Here is a 22,927-nt window from a genome sequence, read left to right as displayed (position 1 = left end):
TATACGGTATTAATTTTACTCCATATAATATTAATAAGTAAAACTAATTTGCATATATAACTATTATTTTTATAAGTTAACTCATTTTGAAATAAAAAAACAATAAAAAATATTGAAAAAAGCAATGTTTTTGTCCAATTTAATACTAATAAATAGTGTATATGAAAATAAATATATTCTATTTTGGTTATAGGTAAAAATGGTACTAATTTTATGTGATAAGAGGTGGTTAAATCACTATTTTTTATTAAATTTAATAATTAAATTATTGAAATATATCTTATTGTTTATTTTTTAAAAATTTAATGATGGAATACAATGCTATTTTTAAAAATAATTAAAATATAAAAATAAATAATTTAATAAAAAAATAATATTTTTATTTCTTTAATATTTTTTTAATTATTGGGTAATTGTACCTATAAACATTTTCTAATAACGGAAGTTGTTCTAATATTTTTTTATGTTGTTGTGTTAAATATCCATGATGATTAATAAAATGATATTGAGGAAAAATTTTGTTTAGTTCTAATGTTTCATTATCTTTAAAATGTTTAGCAACTATTGAAGCTGCAGCAATTGTAAAACTTGTTGAATCACCCTTAACAATATTGATTTGATTTATTGAATCATCTTCTATTTTTTCATAATCTGTTAAAACAATATCATAAACACTTTTTAAACTTACTGCAATTTCCAACATTGCTTTTTTAGTATCTTGTTTAGGATTTAATATTTTATTTGGTTCAATTCTTATACATTTAAAATGAATTGTATTATTTAAAATTTCTTCTGCTAGTTGTTTTCTTTTAACAATTGATTTAATTAACTTTGAATCCTTAATTTCATTATTAAAATATTCTGGTTTTAATATTAATCCAACAACAAATAAAGAACCAGCAACACATCCTCTACCAACCTCATCAATGCCCAGTATGTTAGGATATTTTTTTCTTAAATTAAAATCATATTTATAAATTTCATTAAAATTATTTTTCATATTATTAATATTAATTTAATTAGTTTAAAGTAGTTTAATTATCTATTTTCTATACAGAATATTATTAATAAAATATTGTTAATCATGATTTTAATAAAGTAATATAATTTGTTATATTTGAAGTTTAATGAAAGGAAAAATATGTCTATAATAAATACAATCAAAAAAGAACTTTCAAATAATAGTTTTAAAAAACCATTAATAGTTTTTGCAGAAGGGTGAAACCCAATAATACAAGAGGCTGCATCAACATTAAAAAATGAGGGTATCATTGAACCACTTTTAATTTTTAGAACAATTGAAGAATTCAACAATTCAAATAATGTTTCTAATGTTAAAAACATTATCTTAAATCAAAATGATTTATCTAAGTATGCAAATTTCTTATATGAACTTAGAAAAGAAAAAGGTATGACTTTAGAAGAAGCAAATAAGTTAGTTTTGCAACCAAATTACATGTGTTCTTTAATTGTTAAATTGGGCGAAGCTGATGGTGCAATTTGTGGAATAGAATACACTACAAAAGATACATTAAGACCCGCTCTTCAAATTATCAAAACATCAAAAGAATCTAAAATTGTTAGTAGTATCTTAATCCTTGAAAAAAATGATGAAACATTATTTTATTCAGATGTAAGTTTAGTTATTGATCCAACAGCTGAAGAACTTGCAAACATTACAGATAATGCTGTTAAGTTTGTAGAAAAAGACTTAGAACTTGTAAATAATAAAGTTGCAATGTTAAGTTATTCAACTAATGGTAGTGGAGCAGGTGCATCAGTTGATAAAGTAAAACAAGGTTATGAAATATATAAAAATACTTTTGCAAACAAATACACTAAAACAGATGTATTTGGAGAAATTCAATTTGATGCAGCTTATGTTGATTCAGTTAGATCAAAAAAAGCTCCAAATTTAAATTGAAACAGTGGTGCTAATGTTTACATCTTCCCACAAATCGATTCAGGAAATATATCATATAAAATGATGCAAAGATGTGGAGGGTATGAAGTTACTGGGCCAATTATTATTGGTTTAGATAAACCAGTTAATGATTTAAGTCGTGGGGCTGGTTTATATGAGGTTGTATCTTTAAGTTATATAACTGCATTACAAGCCCTAAAAAAATCTCAATAGATAAATTTATAAAAAAAAGAACATTATCAATAGAGTACAATTCTATTTAATGTTCTTTTTTAATTTTTTTAATCTTTATAAGATTTTGTTCTCACAAAAAAATACAACTATCTTCATTAACTTTAAAAAAATAAATTTATAGGTAAAACAAAAAAGAGGTAGTTATAAAATTATATTATTGTTTATTTTTATTCTATTTAAGAAAATAATTAACTTATAAAATATAAACCAATATATTATAGAATTATTTGCATAAACAATTTAATTAATCAAAAGAAAAAATTACTTTGATTAAGTTAATATATTTTGATATTGATGTTTAGTTGAAAAAACACAAACAAGATTAGAAAAACACTACAGTAATATAAAAATATATTATTTCAAATAAATATATACTTTAGTGTCATATTAATTTTATCATCATTTGTTTCATGCTATTTTTAGGACATATAACTAATAGATGAAATAAAAAACATTAAATATGAAACTCAAAATAATTTTTTTAAAGCTTATAAACCTTAATATTGTTTCAAAAACAATATGTACTTATCAAAAAATAAAAAATAGAATATTAGAACCTATTTATTTTAACTATGTGATATTTTTTTATTTAAAATAATTTATTAGATTAAAAAACTTTTGGATTGATATTCCAAAAGTTTTAAAAAATAACAAATATGAATCAATAAATTATATTAGTTAGATTCAATATAAATAGCAAATCCTTCACCAACATGAATTGCTATAACAGCTGGAAAATAATGTATTGAAACTTCATGGTTAAGTTTTTTTGAAATTTCTTTCATTATTTCATTATTTTTTTCTTCATCTATAAAAGTTGTAAACATATAAGCGTTTTTAATTCCTTTAGACATGAAGTTGTTTTTTTCATCTATTCCCTTTAAAGCCAAATCAATTGCTTTTTCAAACTTAATAGTTTTGTCATAAAAATCTAATCCACCGCTAAAAGAAATTAAAATATTATATCCAAGCATAGTTGCAACCATTGCTTTAAACTTACTTATTCTTCCGCCTTTTTCAAGTTGAGATAAGTCTTTTACAATTAGCATTCCGTATCTAGTTTTTTTTCTTGTTTCAACAAAAGAAACAATTTCATCATTAGTGGCATCTTTTGAAACAAGCTCTTTAATACCTAATACTATATTTCTGATACCAACAGAAATATCTTCTGCATCAACTATTAATATATCTAATTCTGGAAAATCTTCTTTTACCATATTTCAAGTGTTATAAGATCCAGAAATTTGTTTAGATATAGGAACTGCAATAAATCTATCATATTTACCTTTTAAATCTTCAAGAGTATTAAATATCTCACCCAATGCTACTTGTGAAGATTTAAGATCAATATCACTTTTTATTTTGTGCATTACATCTAATGTATTAATATCTACTGAATCAAGATAGTCTTTAGTTTTATTATCTTTTGTGATTTCTGTAATATGAAGAGGAATCAAATAAACATCTTTAATTTCGTCTTTATTAATGCCACTAGATGAGTCAACAATAATACAAGTTCTTTTTTTAGCCATAATTTCTCTCAAATTAAATTTATATATGCTTATGATTATAATATAAAAAAGAGATAAAAATTTAAGAACAGTTTTTTCAAATTTTTTTAAAACATTAATTTCAAATCATTATTTGCGTAAAATCACTTGAAACAAGTTAAAAGCAAAAAATGAATAACATTATATGTTTTTGTTTTGTATAAGGTTATTCATGAATTATATGTATAAAAATTTAAACAAACTAAAAATAATATTTTTTATATATGATTACAAAAAAATTTTAGATTTCCTTTTTATTTTTTTTCTTTAATTATTCTTTTATAAATTAAATATTTTTTATCAATTAAAAATCAATTTATTAAAAGAATAATTGCTGTCATTGCTACAAGTAATATCATAAAAATCCAATACGGATTAGTATCTTTTCCAATTTCAATGTACATAAAGTTTTTATTGTTTGTATTATTTGATGTAATTTCATCAATGCTGTAATTTATTAAATCACTATCATTTGTTTTTATTTTTTCTAACAAATTTGGAAACATATCATTTGATGAATTCTTAACAATTTTTTGATTTGTTCCATAAAAAGAAATATTCAAAATAGAATTTGATGATAAAGCACCAACAGTATCAATGTAGTTACTATAGTTTGTGTTTTGTGTAAAAGAAGCTATGTAATAAGAAGTGAAAAAAGAATAATTAGAATATATTTTTACTTTATCATCTCAATTATTTATTCTATTTTCAAGATCTTTAAATTCAGAAGTATCCACTAAAAATAAATTCACATTTCTACCAGTGGTTAAAGATCCTTCACTAGAAGAAGTTTTTCAGTTACAAAGTATGGAACAAAATAAATAGCATCATTAATTTTATAGTGTTGAAATTTTATTTGTCTTTGTGCATTATTAACTGTTATAAATTGAGATACTTCTCCACCAGAAGGTAATGTATTTGCACCAAAACCAAAAAATATACTTAAAAAAGAAAAAATAACTAAATAGATTGGAATAAAAAATTTTCTAGTAAACATTAAATGAAATAAAATATAAAACATTGCAAAAGTAATAATAAGTATTGATGTACCAACAAAAAGAAACAAGAAAAATAATAATGGACTATTCATCAATAAATATAGTTTTAATGGCAACATAAATATTGAAAACATAAAAAATATTAGAAACGAATAAATAGTTGATAGAAACAATAGAACTAAAAATTTATTTTTAAAATTACCAAAATCAATTTTACTTTTTTCAATATTAACTTTAGAAATAAATAATTTATGAGATCATATGCCACCAATTATCATAGCAAAAAAACTATTTGAAACTATTAATATAGTTGAGTGTAAATTAACATAATCAAAATATAGTAACTTAGTACCACCAGATATATACGAAACAACAAACACAAAAAGTGATACTAATTGAAAAATGAAAAATATAGAAGAAAAAATTATATTAATTTTTGACATTAATATATTTTTCAAGAAAATAGAATTATTGAATTTATCTTTTAATTGGTAAATTTTCAAAACTAACTCACCTTATAATTTAAATTATATAAATATTTTTATATTAAGAAAAATATATTAAGAATAAGTTTATAAAAGATGTAAATAAAAATATATAGTATATATTCTCAAAATTATAATAAATCACTATCTTTTTAATTTTCCAAAACAGATCAACTACAAAATATTAAACTAGGATATCGAAATGTTTTGATCCATTTTAATGTCCTAGTTGCTCGATTGACATGTGAAGTGCAACACTCAAAAAAGAGTGTGCACTTCATTTGTTTTGTTTGTAAGTGTTCACTAATAAAAAGATAATGAATATTAGGAGTGCTTATGAAAACTTATAAACATTTAACAAAAGAAGAAAGATGCTTAATTTATTTTCTTTGAAATAAAGAAAAATATTCTATGAATAAGATTGCAAAAATCTTAAATAAAAACAAATCAACAATATCAAGAGAATTAAAAAGAAACACATCTTCAACAGGGATTTATTATTCATCAACTGCTCACAAAAAATACATTAGAAGAAAATCAAATTGTCATATGTTTTTTATGTTGAAGTACAAAAACTTCACAGATCTTTTTATTCAAAAATTTAATCCTAAATCTCATGGTGTAGAAGCTACAATTTTTTGAATAAAAGAAAACTATCCGTTAGTTAAAGTTCCAAGTGCTAGGCAAGTATTTAGATGAATCAATAGCAAGATTTGAAAGATACAAAGAAGAGATTGTTTAAGAAGAAAATATGTTAAAGGAAAAAGAAGAAAAATAGGTATATTTTCTAAAATTGATGGAAAATACTGCATTCCTTATAGTCTAAGACCAGAAAAGATAAACAATAGAAAAGAATTTGGACATTGAGAAGCTGATCTAATAGTTAGTAAAAGGCAAAGTGGTTATTACCACTTATTGACATTAGTGGAAAGAAAAACAAGGTTGGCAATTATTAGAAAAATAAAAGGGAAGAACGCTAGATCAATGATGGCTAAAATGTATACCATTATTCGAGATGAAAAACTCCCAATAAAAAGCATCACTGTTGATAATGGGTTAGAGTTTCAAATGATGGGAATAACTGCAAAACAATTCAACTTTAAAGTTTATTATTGCCAACCTTATTCTTCATTCCAAAGAGGGTCCAACGAGAACATAAATGGGATAGTTAGAAGATGATATAAAAAAGGAACTGACTTCAGTTTAGTAAGTGAAGATAAAATAAAAACTCTTGAATGAAAAGTAAACAACATCCCAAGAAAAATGTTTGGTTATAAAACAGCTTACCAAATGTATCAAGAAAATATTTAAAACAAAAAAACTCTCAACTTATATTTCAAAGTCGAGAGTTTAATGTAACATTGAAGTGTTGCACTTCACATGTCAGTTAGGGAACTAGGATATCGAAATGTTTTGATCCATTTTAATGTCCTAGTTTATATATTTTGTTAAATATTTTTTATATTGCTATAACGAAGTCATATTCCTATGAACCCAATCAAATAATTCATTTTTACTTGAGAAGTATTTTCCTTCAAATTCAATTTTGATTTCAGACGAATCTATTATCTTATTGAATTTAACATTTTCACTTATAAATGACGATGCTTTGTTTATGTCATAAAAAGTATATATTCTATTTGTCCTAGCATCTTTTACTTCGTATAAATTTTGAATAGTAACACCACTTGGTAATTGGTTATATTTACCACTTGTGTTAGCGATATTTAAAATTTCTTTACTTGCTATATTAAATTTAGTTTTAAATGTTTCATATAATTTTTGTAACGATTGATAGCTTGCTGTGGTATAAACAGATTCTTTAAAATTTTCACTATTTCAAATATTTTGATCTTTAATACCTTCTTTTAGATCGTTTGCTGAGTTATCAAATAAAACATCAGGCACTTCACCATTATCAACAACTTTCATTCCATCTCAATATTTTCCAGGTAATTTAGTAATTTCTCCCGCTTGTCCTTGTGCAATATTATTACTATTAACAGATGGAAGTTTAACAAAATAAGCTGGTCTGATATTATCAACAATATTTTGTATTAACGTTACATTATTATCACTATCAGGAATAACATAACCATAATCATATGATGCACTTAAAGTTTGAATGTATGGCGACTCTTTATTTAATTTACTAATATCAAAAGATCCATTTTGATTCATAGTAATATTTAAACTTTTAATAACTTTTTGTGTTAGTTCTTCAATTGTTTTTGAAGTTGCATCTTCATTACCTATTAAAGCAAAGTATTTATTAAATTTAGGGTTTCTTGGAGAATCATTACCATTAATATAATTTAATAATATTCTTCTCTTTAACTCACTAGAGTCATAGTATTTTATACCATTATAGTAATAATATTCTTCTACTTGTGGAAGTGTTATTACTACTGGGTCAATTAGTTCCATTTGACTAATATTTGAAATTTCATAGTTAACAAAACCAAAATACTTAGAAACCGATAATCCACCATTTCAATAGAAACTTGTACCATCTGCTGTTGTGTATTGGTAAAAGTTTTGAGTATAAGTTTCTTTAAATAAATCATAAAAGAAGAACGCAAGTTCAAGAATAGATAATGTAGCAGCAAAGATTTCTAATGCATGATCCAAAACAGTTAATATATTTTTTTTGATTTTTTCAAATTTACTAGTATATCCAGATCATCAATTTTTCTTTGTTTTATTAAATTCAGGGGAAACTTTATGATTAACGTCACTACTTGAACTTGATGAGTGCAACGATATTAGATCAGCTTCATCAGCAAAACTAGAAGCCTGTGATATTTGAACATTATCAATAGGGTTTATAATTGTCGAAGATGTTGAATTTCTACGAACAGAAGATGAAGTTAAACCATCATTAACAATTCATTCAATTTCAGAAGTACCTTGATTTATTATTTCACGTGTAAGTGAATCTATTTGAAGCCAGTACTCTCTTGATGTAATCCCTCCTGATGCAACATTCGGATTTAAAAAATCTGAACGAACTGAATTTATATCACCATCATATCTATGTAAATTTCCTCTATCAATCTGGTCACCAACATTAACACTTACACTATCTCCATGGTTTGTGTCTACAGGATCTAAAATATCAAATATTGGGTTTTTATCAACTTGGATAACTTTCCCTGACTGTAAAGAATCACCAACACCATCATTCTTACTAGTAGTGTATACTCCTCTTAACGATGATGCAACTAAAGAAGCAGAACCAAATACAATAGTGATTAAATATGCAAGTCTTCTTGTGAATTCATCATATGACATGTCATCTTTACGATTAGCAAATACATTAGATTTTGTTTTAGAATCTAACATAAACGCAAGGTAAATTCTATATGCTTTAATTTTTCCTTCGTTTGCTTTAACCAAATTAATAAATAAAGGTAATAGATCAACATCCCTACGAGACTTTTGTAATCTATCTAAATATCCGCCACTAACAATCGTGCCACTTTCAACAAATATAGCTATCTCAGAACCTAAAACACCTTCAGCCATTGAGAAATATTGATTGTTTTTAGCACCAATTGCGCTCAATAAAAAATATAGATCTTGACCACTTCTAGTTGTCTTTATAGTTTTTAACTTATCACCTCATTTTGAAACATCAGGTTCTTCTAATTGGATTTTTTTAACTTCAGGGTTTTTATTATTTATTACATAGATTGGAACCATGTCTTTAATATCTAATTGAGAGAATGTGTTATAAACACCTCTTAAATCTTCTTTAATTGCATATAAATCATTTGCATCTATAATTCCACTTTCTCACAAGAAGTCAAAACTCACCGAATCAAATGGTATCATCCCACCAGCTAATGAAATGTTATTTTCAGCTTGAGTATAAGCATAAGTCATTGCAACAAGATTTGGATAATTTGTTTTAATTTCATTTAGAAAGTATGCTGTTGAAGTATTAATGTCATATTCAGGATTACCAATCTGAAAAAACTTTACCATATCAAATGTGTGTTGTTTATCTTTACTTAATAGCAAGTTACCATTGTATAAAGATGCAAACTCTAAAATATCTTGGATGAAATTACATACATTTGTAAAGTAATCAACAATTAGATTAATCACGTCTTGTCCCAATTCTCAAGAAATTGCTCTTTGCATTAAAAAACTATAAAGCACTGGAATCTTGTAGAATGAATTATATTTTTTACCAGTCATCATAGCATCATTTGCTTTAATAACAGCTCTCGCTAATTCTGGACTCTTAATTCTTAGTTCTTCTAAAAATCATTGATCATATGATTTTTCTTTAACTTCTCCTTCAGTTGAATTATCTGTAACACTCAATAGTGTTCTGAATAACAAAGTGTTGGTATTATCACTTTCTGCTTGAATTTTATTTAGGTTGTTATCATCATTAATAATTGAAGTGAAGAAAGAACCAATAACTGAATCAACTTTAGACTCAGCATAAACTGATTTTGCAACACCATTAACTTTTTTTCACATGTCTTTGTTTTTAAATGATGAAATATCTAAAATTCCTTTATAGAAATATGGACCAATTAAATCTGCATTATCACTATTATCTATAATGTATCTACTTTCACCTTCATTTGATTGAATGTGTTGGTAATTTAAATCTTTAATATTAACTTGATCCATTGTTGAACTAAGATTATTTCTTGTAATATCAACTATATTGTTTTCATTTGTTTTGTAATTTAATCTTAGTTCAGCATTTTCAGTGATGAAATTATTTAAAAGTTCTTGTGCATTTTGTTTAGTTAAATCAATTGGTAATGACTTACCATTTGGTGATGTTATTACCACAGTGTTGTTTGTGTTTTGTCTATTAGGGAAATAGTCTCTTTCTAAATAATTTTTTAAAGATGTTTTGTCAGAAAAGGTAATACCATTAAATATATATCCTTCTTTAGTGTGAAAGTATGATTTGTATGCATCTTCTTGGTTTGTGTATGTTTGATCATTATTTCCTTGGTAAACAATGTTTTTTTCATTCGAAACCGGAGTGATATGTTTTCACACTTCTTGATTAGTTAACCCTAATATACCATTAGGCCCAGCATATTTACTTAAATCAACATCTGTTTTAACTTGTTTAACTTTTACAAGATTTTCAAGTAAAGTTTGTCTCAACTCATTTGGATCGTTGAATGTTCTAGTAACTCCATTTATTGTTGCAGTTCATTTTGAATTATTTCCTTCAAGATTAATAACTTTTGAATTTTTATCAACATAATCAACTAAATCACCATAAGAAGCAAAAAATTTATCGCCAAATGAATATGGACCAAAATACTGATTTAATGTTGAAAAATTTTGCGATAAGGAAACAGATGAAAGTATTGGAACAGTTGCTATAACAAATGGTCCAATTAACAAAAATGTCTTTTTCCTTTTAATAAAATAATTCTTGTTAAATGTTTTTTTAATAAACTTACTCGACATAATATAACCCTAAAAACTTAAGCAAAAGTAAACATATTATTTGGTAGCAAAATTTTAGAAAACCACCATTGAATTAAATTACTGATACTGCATTAACATTAAAATAATTTTCTATTTATAAAATAATTTAATAATAGATTTAAATCAAAATAGTATAATCTAAATTTCACAAACATAATATTTATTTAACTATTGTGAAAACAGTATTAAAAAACATTTATACTAATATAAAAATATTAGAATAAACAAATAAAATATGTCACTTATCCTTGCTTAGCATTCCCTTTCATAAATTTTCCATCCCCTTCTTGCTTTTATACTACTACAAAATATTGTAAATAAAATACTTTTAGTCTCAATTATTAGTAAAAATTAATAATAAAAATTCGATTAAAAGGCCTTTATATCAAGAACACATATGAATTAATGCTAGTTTATTTCCAAAAAATTGCTATTATATTAGGAACAAAAATAAATTTCATGAATTATTAATGTAGCAAAAATCAAATACTAAAAAGTAATTAATGTGACAAAAATTTTTAAGAAATAGAATGTAATTTATATTATGTTCAATTAAACTAACTAGAAAAATAAAAGCATTTTATCTTAAAAACAAACAGACAATCTATAAACCCTTGGTTTAAAAAAATATTAATTAGCAATCAAGTAATAAAATCAAAAATTAATTGTTAATAGGTCAAAACATTGAATTGACCTATTGCAATGTATTATTGAATTTGTATTTTAATTAATAATATTTCATAAGTTAACCTTAAAAACTAAACTAGAATCTTAAAAGAGACAAAATCATTTAGAACTCATTAACTCATTTCATGTACAAAATCACTTTGAACTTGCGAAAAGCAATTTTTATACCTGTTTACAAATATAATCATGTAAAAACCCATTCATAATAGTAAATAAAAAATTGTAGCTATATAAACTACAATTTAAATTAATATTATCTAATTAATAATGGATAAATATATCATGCTACTGTTCCATAAATACAAACATGTGGAATTAGAAGCGTTCACTGTTTTAAAAGAAATAAAAAATATAAATTATCTAAAAAATTTAGCTTCTTTTCAAAACCTTTTCTCACATATAATTGATCTTTATCACCGATGTTTTCAACATAAGTACATTTGGCTTTAAAATCATTTTTATCACAATTAATAAATGGAATAGAATCTAAACTTTGTTGGTAAAAAGTTCATGTTGAACAAATATAATTTTTAAAATCTTCACTCTTATCAATAGGTTTAAATTTATTATCATTTGTAATATTGATTTTAAAATTTTTATAAAATAAGTTACAAGAATATCAAAGCAAAATTGACATAAAAGAAGAACTAGCTATGGTAAAAGGACTTTTAGAAATATATGGATAACTTTCTTTATATTTTGAAGGATTAAATTTTTTTAATCAAGATAGTTGTCAAATACACAAACTGAAAAGTCTATATATTCATAAAAAAATAACTGCTATTCCATAATCTAAAAAAGCTGATCTTTTATTGTTATGATTTAAAATCAATGTAATATAAATAACCAAAAATAAAACCGCAATTCAAACCATTGGTCCAATCAATGTTGAAAGAATGAATAACATAAGGTTAAAAATAAATTTATGTTTGTTTTTCTTTATTTTTAAAAATGAATTATTATAAGACAATAATTTTTTAATTTCATTAGTTTTAGATATTTCATCAATTTCATCTAAACATACATAATATGATTTGGGGTATGAAATATATAAAGGGTATCCTTTTTTTAATTCTTCTATATCAAATTTCTTTTTTTTCTTTTTAGTATTAGTTTTAATTTCACTCTCTGTGTCTAATTTATCATTATTAACTTCATTGTTATATATTGTGCTATTGCCTTCCATAAGAAAACTCCATTTATATTTGCCACTAAGAATTAAAAATGCATCTTATCAAGATGATAGTTCACTATTATTAAATATTCCTACATCAATAAAAAAACTAGATATACTTATGATTATATCAATGACAAGAATTGCATTAGATGCTCAACTCAAACCTTTCATTAAAGCTTTTTTAGTTACTATTTCTGTTACAAATTCTGTAGACTTTTTATTTATTTGCATTATTAAAGATTTGAAAGGAGTTTTATTAGCAAAACTTATAACATTTTTTCATGATGTATTATTTACAATTGTATTAATATATTTTTCAAATTCAATAGAGATTTTTTTTATTATTAATTCAATAGCTTTCTTATATAATTGAATAACATTGGTAAATTTTGCTATAAATTTAATAAAATTTATAGCAGAATTTTTTAACTGATTTCTCGCTTCATCCAATAAGCACTCAGATATAAGTTTCATATCTTTAAATTCTTTAGAGTAAACAACGTCACTTAAATCTTTTACTCTATCTCTTATATCGTAATATTCATCAAAACTTCTTACTGATAGGTAAGTTGAAATACCCGCTTGTACAGTTGCAGCTACAGCAAATGGTATATTACCTCCAAACATTCATCATGCACCTCAATAAAATGCTGCTATAGCTCATGATGCTGCTGTTAAAGTCGCAGATGCAACTGCAACACCATATGTTTTGTCTCTATATATGGATAATCTAGACAAAAATTTCTCTGACTTAGTGAAAAAAGCAATTTGATCTGCAGTAATAGTAATTTTTTCATTATCCTCAAATTCTACAACTATATCCTCTATTTTATTAGATGATGAACGAAGCATAGAATTCATATGTATGTTTTTATCATAATTAATTAAATTATTATTGTTATTTTCCGCATTAAAATTTACTATTGTCTTATTAATTTTTTCTATAATTTTGCCATATTCATAAGGATTATTATTTTTAAAATTATCTAAATTTTCTTTTATAAAATTAACATTTGTAGTTCCGTTTAGTATGTTCGTAGCTATTGATTTAAATTCATCAATATTATTATTTATTTCTGTATAAACATTCATTTTACTATAGTCATGATAATCCAAATTGTTATTTAATCCTTGCGTAGAATTATAAAGAATGCTATTTGGATTTTTAATTTCCGTCAATATATCATCAACTTTAACATTTTTAAAAATTTCTTTCTGTTTGTTTAATGTTAGATCAGAAATTTTTTATAAACTATCATCATAGTCAAAATTATAATTATTTACTATATGTTGACTATTATTACTTGCGTTACTATATATAAAAGGTGCAGAAAATGAAGCAAATAATACACTAAATAAACTTGCTCAAACAATTGATTTATTTCTTTTTTTAATCATATAAACTCCCTAATTACAAGCTAATTATAATTTAAATAAATAGTTTTCCTGGATTAAAAGTTTTAAAAAATAATAAAAATTACATAACTTATCTAATATTTGAAAAACTTCGTTTAAAGTTTTATGTACTGTCCCAATTTTATAGGTAGTGTACAAATTTTTGAAGAAACTAGATCTAGAAAAAAGTTTGAAATAAATTCTAATAAAGAGAGTTACATGTAATAAATAAGATGAAAATTGAAATTTAGTAAAAAATATCAAAGTTAATAGTGTTAATATGCATTTAATTCAATTAAACTTGTAAAAACAAATATATGTATGTACACTTAATCCATAAATAAAATCATAATTAAAAAACTACTCTTAATTAACTCAATAAATCAATTGACTATATAATTTTTGATAGATTATGTTATATAAAATGGTTCTTAAGAATTAATTTAATGGATAACCTAATATAAAAAATGAGTTTCTCCAAAAATTGCATACTATCATAGTTATCATTAATTATATTTATGTTTTCATAATTCAACTTTTTTTAATTAATACCTTTATTTTAAATATGTAATTTAACATATAATGTTTCCACTAAAATAAAATACATATATATCTAAAACAAAAATTCCTAAATTCAATAGTTTGACAAAAAATGAATTGCATCAAATAAAAATGCAATTCATACAACGTAATTTAACTTAACAAAATAAAAATTATAGATTTAAGAGTCATATTAAAAAAACATATTATAAATAAATTAACAAAGACAACATTTTTTAGAAAAATTTTAAAATAGTTTCTTAGATATAGAACAAAATTTATAAATATATTTTTTTTATAAAATAGTTGTAACAATAATCACTAAAACTATAATTGAAATAATAGAGAATCCACTAAAAACTCAAAAACAATCAGTTACTAATAAAGAAAATATTTTAGATTTTCTAATATAATTTTCTTTATCCCTAACTGACATGTGAAGTGCAACACTTCAATGTTACATTAAACTCTCGACTTTGAAATATAAGTTGAGAGTTTTTTTGTTTTAAATATTTTCTTGATACATTTGGTAAGCTGTTTTATAACCAAACATTTTTCTTGGGATGTTGTTTACTTTTCATTCAAGAGTTTTTATTTTATCTTCACTTACTAAACTGAAGTCAGTTCCTTTTTTATATCATCTTCTAACTATCCCATTTATGTTCTCGTTGGACCCTCTTTGGAATGAAGAATAAGGTTGGCAATAATAAACTTTAAAGTTGAATTGTTTTGCAGTTATTCCCATCATTTGAAACTCTAACCCATTATCAACAGTGATGCTTTTTATTGGGAGTTTTTCATCTCGAATAATGGTATACATTTTAGCCATCATTGATCTAGCGTTCTTCCCTTTTATTTTTCTAATAATTGCCAACCTTGTTTTTCTTTCCACTAATGTCAATAAGTGGTAATAACCACTTTGCCTTTTACTAACTATTAGATCAGCTTCTCAATGTCCAAATTCTTTTCTATTGTTTATCTTTTCTGGTCTTAGACTATAAGGAATGCAGTATTTTCCATCAATTTTAGAAAATATACCTATTTTTCTTCTTTTTCCTTTAACATATTTTCTTCTTAAACAATCTCTTCTTTGTATCTTTCAAATCTTGCTATTGATTCATCTAAATACTTGCCTAGCACTTGGAACTTTAACTAACGGATAGTTTTCTTTTATTCAAAAAATTGTAGCTTCTACACCATGAGATTTAGGATTAAATTTTTGAATAAAAAGATCTGTGAAGTTTTTGTACTTCAACATAAAAAACATATGACAATTTGATTTTCTTCTAATGTATTTTTTGTGAGCAGTTGATGAATAATAAATCCCTGTTGAAGATGTGTTTCTTTTTAATTCTCTTGATATTGTTGATTTGTTTTTATTTAAGATTTTTGCAATCTTATTCATAGAATATTTTTCTTTATTTCAAAGAAAATAAATTAAGCATCTTTCTTCTTTTGTTAAATGTTTATAAGTTTTCATAAGCACTCCTAATATTCATTATCTTTTTATTAGTGAACACTTACAAACAAAACAAATGAAGTGCACACTCTTTTTTGAGTGTTGCACTTCACATGTCAATCGAGCTAAAGAAAATATTTTAGATTTTCTAATATAATTTTCTTTATTCATTTTCTTTACTAAAAAAGAAGGTTTCTTGTTTTCAAGATCTTTTCCCTTTTTTTGAATCTTATATTGGGATGCAGAAAAATTTTTTTCTCACTCTTGTTTTCTCTCCTCAGATATTTCTACATTATTTACAAATTCAAAAGAACATTTCAAATACTCTTCAACAAAAAACTTACAATTTCAATTTTTTTTAATATCCAATCTATTGTTAGTAGATGAATCAACTTGCCAACTATTATATAGATTAAACATAAATAATTGCGTCAATCCGCTATATAAAATATAGAATGCACTTGCAGCTATGAAAACAATTCCTTTTGTACTAAGCAAGTCTTTGTTAGAAAAAGAATCAATAGCAGCAAATATAGTTGCAATTCAAAATAAAAATAAAATTCATTCAATAAAAAAATTAGATCAAAAAAACTTATATATCCTTTTATTTGCTTTGTTTACAAAGATACTTTTAGAATACTCTTTGAAATCACTAGTATTTTTAAGTTTATCATAATTATCTTGGGAAATTTTTAACTTAAAAAGTTCACCAGATTCTCTCTTACTGTTAAAATAATCAGTAATATTTTTTCGAATTTCTTGATTCTCAATTATTTCTTGATTCTCAATTTTTGTTTCTTTTTGATTTTCCATATAATTCCTTTTTAATGCAAATATTCTAAACTATAAACATCATCTTTAGATACATATTTTCATTATTATTAGAATTAAAAATAATATTTTTATACATTTAATAAAATTATTTTCTCAGTGTTAGGTTTATATAAATAAAAAAAGCGAGACACCCGATCAGTCCCGCACGTTGCATCATAAACCAGAAGTTATTAGATGTACATTTTCTCGACAAAATAAAATACATATAATATCTGTTTTATTCACAAACCCTTGCACAGCTTTTGTTTTATTATACTCATTAAGCTCTATCAACTAATATAAAAATTGATATATATCATTGCTGGTCAAACAATTTTTTATACCTAACGCCATATAAACATTATTTTAATTTTCACGTTAGTTTCAAGAAATTAAATCATACTTTTATTATCTAATCACCGTACATATATATTAAACAATTTTTAGAAAAATAATTCAAGACTACATTTTTTTAAAAAAAGTGTTATATTCATTCATTTACCTGCAATACTTAATTTAACTTGAATAAATTAACTTTATATAAATATTATATAGAAATAAAAATTATAATTTTATTAGTTGTATAAAATTGATATGAAAACATTTAACACAATAAAAACTAATACTCATAATACACTTGTTGTAAAAACATCAAAATTTACAACATATAGTTTTTATGTTGAAAACAATGATGAAATCAAAAAAATCATAAATGAAATAACTATTAATAACCCTAAAGCAAAACATATATGTTATGCATATAGATTAATTAATAATGAAATAAAGATTGAAGAAAGTAGTGAACCATCAGGATCTAGTGGAAAGAAAATTTTTGATGTTATTCAAAATAACAACTTATATAATTGCTTAATAGTTGTAATAAGATTTATGGGTAAATCAAAGCTTGGGTTAGGGTTATTAACAAGAAGTTATTTTAATGCTGCAAACTCTTTAATAAATGAAACGCAATTATGTAATTTAGTAGAAACAAACATTTATGAGCTTAATGTTAATTTTAATGAATTTAACAATCTGATTAATAAGCTAATAAAAAATAATGAAATTATATTTCAAAAAAATGTATTAGATAGTGGTTGTAAAATTGTAACAACTTTAGATAATTCAGAAATCAAAAATGAGTTAAAACCGATTTATAAAAAATATATTAGAAAATAAAAAAAAGGAGTTAATCCTATTTTAAAACACACTTTTTAAACTTTTAGGGATATCTAATGGATCAATATTTACATTAACAAAAATGTATTTGTCATCAATATCACTAATTTTTATCAAACAGTTCAATAAGTCTTCATTGGTTAGAATATCAAAATAAAGTATATGTCTATTTTTATTATCAAAACCTTCAAGTAATTTTGAATAATCTATAACACCTATATCATTATAAATTTCATTAGGACCATGAATAACTCTTTCAATCGTGTATCCTTTGTTATTAATTAAGAATGTTATCATTGGTATTTTATTTCTAACTATAGTTGCAATTTCATTTAAAGTCATATTGAAAGCACCATCTCCAATAATATTGATAACTCTACTGTTTCATTTAGCCATTTTTACACCAATACTAGCTGGTAAACTAAAACCAATTGACGCATATAAATGGTTGCATAATAAATTCTGTATTCTCTTTTAAATTAAGATATTGAGCAGCAAAACTACATGTTCCCATATCAGACACAACAATATCATCATTACTAATTGTTGAATTCAATATTGAATAAAAATCATCATAAGTAATCTTGTCTTTTGGATCAACACTTTTACTTAAAATATTTTTCGCTTTATAGTTTATACCATCATAATTAAATTCCATATTAGATAATTTTTTAACAACTGAATTCAATAAAATATTATCAATTTGTTTTCCATCATAACATACACACTTATCATCAATGATAAACATTTTTTCTTTATTAAATCCCAATTGAAAATTTGAACTTGATAAATCTGTAAATTTATTTCCAACAGAAATAATTAAATCTGCATTATCTACAAATTCTTGAAGTTGTTTATCTGCTGTATTTTTACCTATATATATTCCTGCAAAAAAATCATTACTTTCATCAAAACTACTTTTACCATACATTGTATTAACAACTGATATTTTTGCATTATTAACAAATCTATTAAAATATTTTTTCAATCTATAACTTGTAATTTTATTCCCAGCAATAATTACAGCTTGTTTTGAATTCTTAATTTTATTATATAAATCATTTGTCACATTATTAACAGATTCAAAATCATAAATTGTTGGGAAATAAATATCTCTATTTATAGGACCAATTTCCATTTTCATAACATCTGTTGGTAACATAATGTAAATTGGTTTTTTATATATAATACAACTTTGAATTGCTGAATTAATTTGATCTATTGGGTTTATAAAATCAATTCACACTTGATGGCAAGTTACATTTTCATAAATTTTTTTAAATTCATCAAATTTATAATTTCCCAAAGTATGATGCACAACTTTATTACTATTAACTAAAAAAGTTGGAGGAACACCAACAATATGAATAATTGGAATATCTTCACTATAACTACCAGCAATTCCATTAATTGCACTTAATTCACCAACACCATAAGTTGTAACAACTACACCAACACCATTTACTCTGGCATATCCATCAGCACAATATGCTGCATTTAATTCATTAACACTTCCAACTCAATCCAATTTATCATTTTTTAATATAAAGTCTAAAAATTCTAAATTAAAATCACCTGGAACACCAAATATTTTTTTAACACCTAGTTTTGAAATTTTATCTAATAAATAATTTGCTACAGTATACATAATAACCTACTTATTGTTTTTAATTGTGTTTATAACTTCTTTATATATTTCTTTTAATTTTGGTTCTCCAAATTTAATTGTGTGTGTTAATAGATGTAGTGCATCTTCATCATCAAATTTTTTTATTTCTTCAAATTCATTTCACTTACTTGGAAGTCCTATACATTTTATAAAATCTTCAATAAAAGTAATTGTTGAATCAAAACTAGTTGTTTTAAAAACTTCTTTTCCCAACTCAATTACTTTATTTTTGAATCATTCTTCTTTTTCGCCTCTAATTTTCATGTAAACAGGAGTAATTAAAGCTAAACCAGCACCATGAGTAATATCTCACAATCCACTAAATGCATGTTCAATAACATGTACACTTCAGTCAGAATCACTTGAAAAACTTGTTATACCATTTAATGACATTGATGTTGTTCAAAGAACATTGGCTCTTGCTAAAAAGTTACTTGGTTCATGTAAACACTTTAAAGAGTTTTTTAATAAAACTCTCATGTTTGCAAAAATCATCTCTTTAGTTCAATCAAAGGTTTGTTCACCAAAATATTGCTCTAACAAATGACTAAAACAATCAAATATCCCAGAAGCAGTTTGTCATTTGTTAACAGTAAAAGTATATCTTGGATCTTCTATTGCAACATACGGAGTTGCATAAACACTAAGCACTGAGCATTTTTCTTTTAATGCTTCATTTGTAATTACACTACCTGAATTATTTTCACTAGCTGTTCCAGCTAATGTAATAATAGATATTATTGGAACAGGTTTATTTGTTATATTACTATTATCTTTTACATAATCCCATGAGTTATCATAATTTGTATTTGTTATTAATGTTGCTATAACCTTTGAAGCATCAATAACACTTCCACCTCCAGCTGCAATGATAAGGTCAACATTTTCATATCTACCAAGTTCAATTGCTTTGTCCAAAGTGGTATCTCTTGGGTTTGGTTCAATTCCAGAAAAAACAACAAATTCAACACCAACTGAATTCAAAATATTTGTTATTTGATCATAAATACCATTTTTAAAAATAGAGCTTTTTCCAGATAAAATCATAACTTTTTTAAAACTTTTTAATTTTAATTCTTTTTCTAATCCTTGTATTGCATTATCCCCAAAATAATATTTTGGTTTTAAGTGAAAATAATTCATATTTTTTACCTCAATTTAATCCTAAAAATAATTATATAAAATAAAAACTTTTATTAACTAAAATAAAAAAATATAGAATAAATATGTTGGGAAAAAGTTTATTTATTTTATTTGTAATGAAAAATAATTTAAATTATAAAATTTAGGAGTTTATATATGATGGACAAAAAAATCAAATATGCTTATTTTGATCTTGATGGAACAATAGTTAATAAAGATTGAAAGATATCAGAAGAAAATATTAAAGCAATATATTATTTAAAAAATAAAGGAATAAAAATTGGAATTGCAACAGGTAGAAGTTTTTTTATGACTCAATATGCAATCAATGAACTTGAACCTGATTTACCAACTGTTGCTATGAATGGTGGTTGTATTGTTAACAATGATTTACAAGTTTTAGACTCAAATTATATTGATTATAAAGATTATTTAAATACTATTGATATTTTTAGAAAAAATAATATTCATTTTATGGTTTATACCTTAGATGGGATTTATTCAACAAAAGCTGATATTCCCTTCTTTGAAAAAATGAGACAAGATGTATTAAATAATAGATACAAAAAAACTTTTAAACTAGTTTTTGAACCAAATTATGACAAATTAAAAAGATTGAATCCGATAAAAATTCTAATACCATTTGATAATCAAGAACAAAAAGAATTTTATATTTCTTTAATAAACAATTTTAAAAACTTTGAGATTGTTAGTTCACAACATGATTTAATTGATATTTTTAGTAATAAGACAAGTAAGGGAAAATCAATTAATTGGATATTTAAGGCCACAGAAAAAGATCTAGATGAACTTATTGTTTTTGGTGATAACGAAAATGATGTTAGTATGTTTAATATAACTAAAAACTCTGTAGTTTTAATGAATGGAAGTGAGTTAGCAAAACAAAGTGCAACTTATATTACAGAAAAACCATTTGATGAATCTGGAGTAGCTGATTTTATATTTAAATATTTATAAAAAAAATATTAGGTTTAACCCTAATATTTCCCTAACTGACATGTGAAGTGCAACACTTCAATGTTACATTAAACTCTCGACTTTGAAATATAAGTTGAGAGTTTTTTGTTTTAAATATTTTCTTGATACATTTGGTAAGCTGTTTTATAACCAAACATTTTTCTTGGGATGTTGTTTACTTTTCATTCAAGAGTTTTTATTTTATCTTCACTTACTAAACTGAAGTCAGTTCCTTTTTTATATCATCTTCTAACTATCCCATTTATGTTCTCGTTGGACCATCTTTGGAATGAAGAATAAGGTTGGCAATAATAAACTTTAAAGTTGAATTGTTTTGCAGTTATTCCCATCATTTGAAACTCTAACCCATTATCAACAGTGATGCTTTTTATTGGGAGTTTTTCATCTCGAATAATGGTATACATTTTAGCCATCATTGATCTAGCGTTTTTACCTTTTATTTTTCTAATAATTGCCAACCTTGTTTTTCTTTCTACTAATGTTAATAAGTGGTAATAACCACTTTGCCTTTTACTAACTATTAGATCAGCTTCTCAATGTCCAAATTCTTTTCTTTTGTTTATCTTTTCTGGTCTTAGACTATAAGGAATGCAGTATTTTCCATCAATTTTAGAAAATATACCTATTTTTCTTCTTTTTCCTTTAACATATTTTCTTCTTAAACAATCTCTTCTTTGTATCTTTCAAATCTTGCTATTGATTCATCTAAATACTTGCCTAGCACTTGGAACTTTAACTAATGGATAGTTTTCTTTTATTCAAAAAATTGTAGCTTCTACACCATGAGATTTAGGATTAAATTTTTGAATAAAAAGATCTGTGAAGTTTTTGTACTTCAACATAAAAAACATATGACAATTTGATTTTCTTCTAATGTATTTTTTGTGAGCATTTGATGAATAATAAATTCCTGTTGAAGATGTGTTTCTTTTTAATTCTCTTGATATTGTTGATTTGTTTTTATTTAAGATTTTTGCAATCTTATTCATAGAATATTTTTCTTTATTTCAAAGAAAATAAATTAAGCATCTTTCTTCTTTTGTTAAATGTTTATAAGTTTTCATAAGCACTCCTAATATTCATTATCTTTTTATTAGTGAACACTTACAAACAAAACAAATGAAGTGCACACTCTTTTTCGAGTGTTGCACTTCACATGTCAGTCGAGCAAATATTAGGTTTAACCCTAATATTTTT

General features: G+C 23.9%; 19 protein-coding genes. 4 read left to right on the top strand and 15 right to left on the bottom strand.

Features of this window, described 5'->3' with window-relative positions; translation table 4 throughout:
• Nucleotides 1–379 precede the first annotated feature (379 nt).
• Nucleotides 380–1,000, bottom strand: a complete 621-nt coding sequence (locus EXC57_RS02020) for a ribonuclease HII (RefSeq protein ID WP_004025411.1) — start codon at nt 998–1,000, stop codon at nt 380–382.
• Between the two features lie 141 nt (nt 1,001–1,141).
• Here EXC57_RS02020 and pta point away from each other — a divergent pair, with 141 nt between their 5' ends.
• Nucleotides 1,142–2,137, top strand: a complete 996-nt coding sequence (pta, locus tag EXC57_RS02015) for a phosphate acetyltransferase (RefSeq protein ID WP_004025412.1) — start codon at nt 1,142–1,144, stop codon at nt 2,135–2,137.
• A gap of 695 nt (nt 2,138–2,832) precedes the next feature.
• On the opposite strand, the gene EXC57_RS02010 is transcribed toward pta, so the two are convergent.
• The 3 genes from EXC57_RS02010 to EXC57_RS02000 form a co-directional block, all read right to left on the bottom strand.
• A complete protein-coding gene (locus EXC57_RS02010) occupies nt 2,833–3,690 on the bottom strand; it encodes a DegV family protein (protein ID WP_004025413.1) in 858 nt (285 codons plus the stop codon).
• A 272-nt stretch (nt 3,691–3,962) separates the two neighbouring features.
• Complete coding sequence (locus EXC57_RS02005) at nt 3,963–4,460, bottom strand: hypothetical protein (protein ID WP_004025415.1); 498 nt, start codon at nt 4,458–4,460, stop codon at nt 3,963–3,965.
• A 14-nt stretch (nt 4,461–4,474) separates the two neighbouring features.
• Nucleotides 4,475–5,209 carry a hypothetical protein gene (locus tag EXC57_RS02000; protein WP_004025416.1) on the bottom strand — a complete coding sequence of 245 codons (735 nt, stop codon included), beginning with the start codon at nt 5,207–5,209 and terminating at the stop codon, nt 4,475–4,477.
• Between the two features lie 318 nt (nt 5,210–5,527).
• On the opposite strand from EXC57_RS02000, the gene EXC57_RS01995 reads away from it, so the two are divergent.
• Nucleotides 5,528–6,502 (top strand): IS30 family transposase, encoded by a 975-nt coding sequence (locus EXC57_RS01995; protein ID WP_129692495.1) that lies wholly within the window; start codon nt 5,528–5,530, stop codon nt 6,500–6,502.
• 156 nt (nt 6,503–6,658) lie between these two features.
• On the opposite strand, the gene EXC57_RS01990 is transcribed toward EXC57_RS01995, so the two are convergent.
• The 7 genes from EXC57_RS01990 to EXC57_RS01970 all read right to left on the bottom strand — a co-directional run bounded on the left by EXC57_RS01990 (nt 6,659) and on the right by EXC57_RS01970 (nt 16,743).
• Nucleotides 6,659–10,651 (bottom strand): hypothetical protein, encoded by a 3,993-nt coding sequence (locus EXC57_RS01990; RefSeq protein ID WP_004025417.1) that lies wholly within the window; start codon nt 10,649–10,651, stop codon nt 6,659–6,661.
• 961 nt (nt 10,652–11,612) lie between these two features.
• Entirely contained in the window at nt 11,613–12,545 is a 933-nt protein-coding gene (locus EXC57_RS01985; RefSeq protein ID WP_036451464.1) for a hypothetical protein, read from the bottom strand.
• Nucleotides 12,546–12,590: 45 nt separating this feature from the next.
• Nucleotides 12,591–13,715 (bottom strand): hypothetical protein, encoded by a 1,125-nt coding sequence (locus EXC57_RS01980; protein WP_129692555.1) that lies wholly within the window; start codon nt 13,713–13,715, stop codon nt 12,591–12,593.
• Nucleotides 13,716–13,781: 66 nt separating this feature from the next.
• The gene (locus EXC57_RS05160) at nt 13,782–13,934 is read right to left on the bottom strand and encodes a hypothetical protein (RefSeq protein WP_004025421.1); all 153 of its coding nucleotides are present in this window, start codon (nt 13,932–13,934) and stop codon (nt 13,782–13,784) included.
• A gap of 832 nt (nt 13,935–14,766) precedes the next feature.
• Nucleotides 14,767–14,907, bottom strand: a complete 141-nt coding sequence (locus tag EXC57_RS05155) for a hypothetical protein (protein ID WP_159402886.1) — start codon at nt 14,905–14,907, stop codon at nt 14,767–14,769.
• Between the two features lie 69 nt (nt 14,908–14,976).
• On the bottom strand, nt 14,977–15,951 hold the full coding sequence (locus EXC57_RS01975; protein ID WP_129692495.1) for an IS30 family transposase: 975 nt from the start codon (nt 15,949–15,951) through the stop codon (nt 14,977–14,979).
• Between the two features lie 18 nt (nt 15,952–15,969).
• Nucleotides 15,970–16,743 (bottom strand): hypothetical protein, encoded by a 774-nt coding sequence (locus EXC57_RS01970; RefSeq protein ID WP_129692554.1) that lies wholly within the window; start codon nt 16,741–16,743, stop codon nt 15,970–15,972.
• A gap of 594 nt (nt 16,744–17,337) precedes the next feature.
• Between EXC57_RS01970 and EXC57_RS01965 the strand changes: the two genes are divergently transcribed.
• Nucleotides 17,338–17,919: a YigZ family protein gene (locus EXC57_RS01965; RefSeq protein ID WP_004024840.1), complete on the top strand. Its 582-nt coding sequence runs from the start codon at nt 17,338–17,340 to the stop codon at nt 17,917–17,919.
• Between the two features lie 21 nt (nt 17,920–17,940).
• Here the strand turns inward: EXC57_RS01965 and EXC57_RS01960 are convergent, their stop codons facing one another.
• The 3 genes from EXC57_RS01960 to EXC57_RS01950 are packed head-to-tail and all read right to left on the bottom strand — an operon-like array spanning nt 17,941 to nt 20,731.
• On the bottom strand, nt 17,941–18,327 hold the full coding sequence (locus EXC57_RS01960; protein WP_229502536.1) for a thiamine pyrophosphate-dependent enzyme: 387 nt from the start codon (nt 18,325–18,327) through the stop codon (nt 17,941–17,943).
• 13 nt (nt 18,328–18,340) lie between these two features.
• Nucleotides 18,341–19,567: a thiamine pyrophosphate-binding protein gene (locus EXC57_RS01955; RefSeq protein WP_004024842.1), complete on the bottom strand. Its 1,227-nt coding sequence runs from the start codon at nt 19,565–19,567 to the stop codon at nt 18,341–18,343.
• Nucleotides 19,568–19,573: 6 nt separating this feature from the next.
• On the bottom strand, nt 19,574–20,731 hold the full coding sequence (locus EXC57_RS01950) for an iron-containing alcohol dehydrogenase (RefSeq protein ID WP_004024843.1): 1,158 nt from the start codon (nt 20,729–20,731) through the stop codon (nt 19,574–19,576).
• A 156-nt stretch (nt 20,732–20,887) separates the two neighbouring features.
• Here EXC57_RS01950 and EXC57_RS01945 point away from each other — a divergent pair, with 156 nt between their 5' ends.
• On the top strand, nt 20,888–21,709 hold the full coding sequence (locus tag EXC57_RS01945) for a Cof-type HAD-IIB family hydrolase (RefSeq protein ID WP_004024844.1): 822 nt from the start codon (nt 20,888–20,890) through the stop codon (nt 21,707–21,709).
• A gap of 110 nt (nt 21,710–21,819) precedes the next feature.
• Here the strand turns inward: EXC57_RS01945 and EXC57_RS01940 are convergent, their stop codons facing one another.
• Nucleotides 21,820–22,794 (bottom strand): IS30 family transposase, encoded by a 975-nt coding sequence (locus EXC57_RS01940; protein ID WP_129692553.1) that lies wholly within the window; start codon nt 22,792–22,794, stop codon nt 21,820–21,822.
• Nucleotides 22,795–22,927: the final 133 nt, after the last annotated feature.

Source organism: Malacoplasma iowae (genome assembly GCF_900660615.1).
GTDB lineage: Bacteria > Bacillota_I > Bacilli_A > Mycoplasmatales > Mycoplasmoidaceae > Malacoplasma > Malacoplasma iowae.
This window is presented reverse-complemented; position numbering and strand designations above follow the sequence as displayed.